Here is a 1716-nt window from a genome sequence, read left to right as displayed (position 1 = left end):
CCTCGTAGCTGGCGCCGCCATAGAAGCTCATGCTGACCTCGCTTACGGTCTGCTCGGCGAAATCGGGGAGGAACTTCGAGACCGGATCGGTCAGTAGAGGTGGCTGAGGAAATGTGAACAGGGGCTATGAGTGGATGATCCGCGCGAGATCGGCATGATGCCGAGAAGCGAGGAAAGATCATGACCAGACGGCCGCGCGTAGGCCCACAACCCGGCCTTCACGGCGAAGGTGGCGCTCGGAGCCATCAAGGGAGAGCGGCCGCTTTCCGAGTTGGCCGAGCAGTTCGACGTCTATCCTAACCAGATCACGCGGGTGGCGCACCTAGCTTCTCGAGGGTGCGTCCGGTGTGTTCGGGACCGCGCTTGCTGCCGAGGCCACTCCGGCCGTCGACGTGAAGATTTTGCCTGCGAAGATCGGTGATCTGACGCTCGAGAACGATGCTCCGCAGGACTTGCGCGGCCCCATTGGGGCCACGGTTCCTGCTCCGATGTCCGGCGCGCTCGGCAGCGAGCGGTGAACGCCATCGGTTTGAGAGAACCGCGAGCGGTCTCCTGTCGAGCGCAAGACGATGATCGACCGGAACCATAAGCTTGGCCTTGTCCGACAGGCCAGGGCGCTCGGGATCGGTCGGGGCAGCATCTCCTACCTGCAGCGCCCGGTCTCGGAGGCAGATCTCGCATTCGCCATTGTCGCTCGGACCAATGGCGCGACATGGTTCATTGCGCCGGACCTGTGAACTGCACATGGAGTCTCCGTTCGCGGGTAGCCGAATGCTGAAAGGCTTGTTGAACGACGAGGGCCACGAGGTCGGCCGATGCTACGTCGCGACGCTGATGAAGCGGATGGGGGTTGCGGCGATCTACCGCCGTCCGCTTGCCATTGTCCTCGAACCGATGGCGGACGAGGCTCGCCGTCGAAGCCGGCGCCGGGACACAGGATCTATCCCTATCTGCTGAGGGGCCTGGCCGTGACCCGGCCCAACCAGGTCCGGGCGATGGACATCACCTACGTCCCCATGGCCCGGGGCGTTCGGCATCGGTCTCGAACCGATGGCGAGCAATGCCTCACTCTATCTTGCCGCCGCCATCGACTGGTTCAGCCGCAAGGTCCTGAACTGGCGGCTGTCGATCACGCTATCCGCGGACTGTCTCGCATCGAGGCTCTCGAAGAAGCTCTCCGCCGCCATGGCAAGCCGGAGATCTTCAATACGGATCAGGGGTCGCAGTTCACCAGCGTAAACTTCACGCGGGTGCTCAAGGGCGAGCCGTAGGCCGCCATCGGTTCGAGGCCGGCGGCGAACGAGGTCGCCATCAGCATGGACGGCAAGGGGTCGGCATATATGCCGACGGCGCGACGAACGTCTTCGTCGAGCGGCTCTCGCGGACGGTCAGATAGGCCTTGTTGCAGAAAGCCTGCGTGGGATTCACATCGTGAGTCCAGCGACATAGCTGTCCGGCATGTCCAAGCCTGCGCCCACCCGTTGCCGCACCCTGAACTGGTCGAGTTACTACGCGTCGCTGCGTGAGCGCGGGTCTCTGACGGTCTGGTTCGACCCGGGCATGGCTTGGCACGCGGCGCCTTCGGGCAAGCAGGGGCGGCAGCAAACCTTCTCGGACGCGGCGATCCAAGCGTGCCTGACCATCAAGGTGCTGTTCGGCCTGCCGCTTCGCCAGACAACGGGCTTCGTGGCGAGCCTGTTGAAGCTCATGGGGCTC

General features: G+C 64.0%; 2 protein-coding genes and 1 pseudogene. All 3 read left to right on the top strand.

The window, feature by feature from the left end; genetic code table 11:
• Window positions 1–347: 347 nt before the first annotated feature.
• On the top strand, window positions 348–518 hold the full coding sequence (locus LX81_RS23510) for a hypothetical protein (RefSeq protein WP_170134075.1): 171 nt from the start codon (window positions 348–350) through the stop codon (window positions 516–518).
• 223 nt (window positions 519–741) lie between these two features.
• Window positions 742–1256 (top strand): annotated as a pseudogene (locus tag LX81_RS23505) (transposase); the annotation flags it as partial.
• Window positions 1257–1458: 202 nt separating this feature from the next.
• Window positions 1459–1716 (top strand): transposase (locus tag LX81_RS20755; protein WP_211322854.1); only part of this gene is annotated, 258 nt, incomplete at its 3' end.

The organism is Palleronia aestuarii (assembly GCF_003253995.1).
Lineage (GTDB): Bacteria > Pseudomonadota > Alphaproteobacteria > Rhodobacterales > Rhodobacteraceae > Palleronia > Palleronia aestuarii.
The sequence above is the reverse complement of the archived record's forward strand: the minus strand, read 5'-3'. Positions and strand labels throughout refer to the sequence as shown.